The sequence below is a fragment of the Myxococcus vastator genome (assembly GCF_010894475.1).
GTDB classification, from domain to species: Bacteria; Myxococcota; Myxococcia; order Myxococcales; family Myxococcaceae; genus Myxococcus; species Myxococcus vastator.
Genome location: NZ_JAAIYB010000684.1, coordinates 1 through 3,083, shown reverse-complemented (window position 1 = coordinate 3,083; position 3,083 = coordinate 1). Strand labels below are relative to the sequence as shown.

The following is a 3,083-nucleotide window of genomic DNA, read 5'->3' as shown; positions in this document are numbered from 1 at the left end:
TTCAGGCGGTGGTGCCCCGCGTGGAAGCGCTGAAGGCCGTGCTGGAGCGGTTGGAGGCGCGACTTGGGGAGAGCGCGGTGGGGGAGTTGGCCCGGCACCTCCAGCAGCGCCGGGACGCGGCCATTCTGGTGGCGGAGTGGGGCGAGGCCGGTGCACTGGCGCTGCACGAGGCGCGCGGCAACGTGGCTCAAGCACAGGCCACGTTGGCGGTGCGGTATCGTGAGCCCCCGAGCGCCGCGTCCACCGGCGGTGGCGCAGGGAGACGCAGTGGCAGCAGGCCCTCCGTGCCACCCGAGGCAGCCGGGCTCCCCGCGGCGGTGGCGGAGGCGAAGTTCAAGCAGTGGGAGGCGGAGTTCCCGGGAGCGCGCCTGTCGATGGACGTGGCGGTGCTGACGCGGCACCGTCAGGCCCTGCGGAAGGCGGCTCCCGCCGAGCTCAAGGCCGAGCCACTCTGGGCCGACTACGTGGCATACCTGGAGACGAGGGCCGCTGAACTCAAGCAGGGGATTGCGGAGCAGGGACCGCTGAAGTGGGCCGGCTACCAGCTCGTGCGTGCCAGGTACGCCCGGGGGCTGGCCTTCGAGAAGAAGATGGTCGCCCTTCTGGAGGCGGACGCGGCGCTCCCACGGGGGCAGCGGCGATGGCTCCGGGACTTCGACCGGCCCCGCATCGAGACGCACGTGGGGGTGGCGAAGGCGGACCTGCGCTTCGCGGACGTGCTCGTCATCGAGGAGGGGCCCGCCGCAGGCCCAAGGCCGCGCGTGGAGACGTTCAGCTTCAAGAGCCGGGACCTACAGAGACTGGATAATGATGCGCTCGTCGCGCAAATGACTACGGATGCGAGGAGCGCGCTGAGGTTCTACGGCGGGACTCTGGAGGTCCTGCGGAAAGAGATTCGGCAGCGCGCGCAGGTCCAAAGGGTCCGCCTCGTATATGAGGGCGGAGGGCTCAAGCCGAAGAAGGCAGAGACGCTGGAGGCCGCGATGAGCGACGCGCAGGAAAAGGTCGTTGGGGTGGAGGTGATGGTCCAATGAAGGTGCTGGATGCTCACGGCTCAAGTGTTGACGACAATCTCCTGCTCTCATTCGAAGGCGCCTTCGATCAGATGGCCGAAGTCGAGCGTGAGGTGGAGCCTTTCCTTCAGGCGCTCGATGCCTGCGCGGGTCAATGGATGCCGGATATTGTCAGGGGAAAGCGCAGGCGGAAGTTCTCCCGCGAGGCTGTTTGGGAAGCGCTGAAGGAGCGTCGCGACGAGAACAGCACGTCCATTGGGCTCTATCGTGCGCACTCGCCTGAGTTGGATATGTCGCTCCGTCTTGGATTCCCCCCGCTCGCCCCGAAGTTACGAATTTGGATCGACGTGAAGCCTCTCTCTCTCTTTGGGGAGGCAGGGGAGTGTAGAAGATTCATCGAAATGGTCCGGGCGTGGGCCAGCCACTACCCCGTTCCATACGCCTCCGCCCACAGCATGGCTGACCGTGAGTTGGCGGGCTTCCCCCATTTCGGTCGCGAAGCGGAGGTGTCTCGGCGGGATGGCTTCGACAAGGTCTACGAGGTGTGTTGGCTGAATATCTTCGGCCCCAGGCTCGTGGAAGGCGTAGGCCGCGAGCGGATGCTCTCGACCCCTGCGCACCTCGTGGAGGAACTCCCCAACGGCTCCGTTCTTCTGGTGTTACGGCCCACCGCCGCCGACTTCGCCAGTGAGGAAGCGCGCGCGGCGCAGACCCGTGCCCATGTCCACCTGCGGCCCGACCTCGACTTCGACACGGTGCTGAACACGCTGCGAGAGCGCAGCGCCGCGCTCGCTCCCGTGGAGCCGCACTTCCTCCCTGACCTGGCGCCACTCCTCTCCCGGCTTCCGGACGAATTCGCCAACAGCGAGCGGCAGCGGAGAATCGCCGAGCTCAACGCCTTCCGACCACCTGCTCCGGAGGAGTGGCTTCCGGCCGCGCTGCCATCAGACGTGGAGAATGCCGAACGAGCTCGCAGCCACTATGACGACCTGTCGGAAGGCCTGATGGCGGCGCTGCATACCAAGGTGCCTGGCCTCACGGAGGAGACGCCCGAGTCCCTCACGGACCTGGACTTCTACTTCTGGAAGGAGAACTTCCCGGAGAGATACACGCGCGAACTCATCGACAGTCACACCGCCCCGGCGTTAGGGGCCTACCTGGGGCGCGTGCTGGTGCGGCGGTTGGGCGGGACATGGGTGCCGCGGCTGAAACTGGAGGAGTCCCAGGTGCGTGTCGGCGAGCGTGTCTGGCTGCCTTTTCTCCGCTCCCGTCGCTACATGCAGTCCCGTCAGGCGCTGCTCGACTATTCGCTCACCCAGTTCTTCCGGGAGGCGGAGCGGCACCGCTCATGAGCCTGGCTGCAGCCGAACGAACCGCGAACGCTGGGATTCGGCCTACAGACTTGGACGCAGGGGCTGAGTTCAAGCGCCCCGGCGCATGACATCATGCGCCAGGGCGGGGCTGCATGGCTGCAGGCTACGCCTTCACCAACTCCAGCGGCTGGCCGTCGGGGACGTGCTTCATGGATACCGAGTTCATGCAGTAGCGCAGGCCGGTGGGCGGCGGCCCGTCGGGGAAGACGTGGCCCAGGTGCCCGTCGCAGCGCGCGCAGCGGACCTCGGTGCGAACCATCCCGTGTGAGACGTCCTGGATTTCCGTCACCGCGTCGGCCGCCACCGGCTGCGTGAAGGACGGCCAGCCCGTGCCGGACTCGAACTTCGTGCCGGCCTTGAACAGGGGATTGCCGCAGCCCGCGCACACGTAGGTGCCGGGCGTCTTCGTGCCCAGGAAGCACCCGGAGCCAGGCCGCTCGGTGCCGTGGCGGCGGAGGACTTCATACTCCTGGGGGCTCAAGCGCTTGCGCCACTCGTCGTCGCTGAGGGTGAGCTTGTCGACCATGCCTTCCTGCTCCTTGTCCGGGCCCGTACCGGGGCCCACGCGCACTTCAGATGCGCATCCTGCCCCAGCGTCGCGCCTGGTGGGCGGCAAGGTGTGAGAAGGCCTGCCTGGCGCCTCGCTTCAGCGCCAGGCGCAATCCGGGAGGCGGCGGCGGGGCGCCGGGGTTCAACG

General features: G+C 67.5%; 2 protein-coding genes and 1 pseudogene. 2 read left to right on the top strand and 1 reads right to left on the bottom strand.

Features of this window, described 5'->3' with window-relative positions; genetic code table 11:
- Both G4D87_RS36025 and G4D87_RS36020 read left to right on the top strand, forming a co-directional pair.
- Positions 1–1,034: pseudogene (locus G4D87_RS36025) on the top strand (hypothetical protein); the annotation flags it as partial.
- On the top strand, positions 1,031–2,365 hold the full coding sequence (locus G4D87_RS36020) for a hypothetical protein (protein ID WP_163787328.1): 1,335 nt from the start codon (positions 1,031–1,033) through the stop codon (positions 2,363–2,365). The pseudogene G4D87_RS36025 and the gene G4D87_RS36020, both read left to right, overlap by 4 nt.
- A 124-nt stretch (positions 2,366–2,489) precedes the next feature.
- Here G4D87_RS36020 and msrB read toward each other — a convergent pair whose 3' ends face one another.
- Positions 2,490–2,912: a peptide-methionine (R)-S-oxide reductase MsrB gene (gene msrB, locus G4D87_RS36015; RefSeq protein WP_163787326.1), complete on the bottom strand. Its 423-nt coding sequence runs from the start codon at positions 2,910–2,912 to the stop codon at positions 2,490–2,492.
- Positions 2,913–3,083 lie beyond the last annotated feature (171 nt).

Bases quoted from the DNA above. Each gene is read 5' to 3' on its own strand.
- G4D87_RS36020 (WP_163787328.1), top strand. From the start codon at position 1,031: ATGAAGGTGCTGGATGCTCACGGCTCAAGTGTTGACGACAATCTCCTG.
- msrB (WP_163787326.1), bottom strand. From the start codon at position 2,912: ATGGTCGACAAGCTCACCCTCAGCGACGACGAGTGGCGCAAGCGCTTG.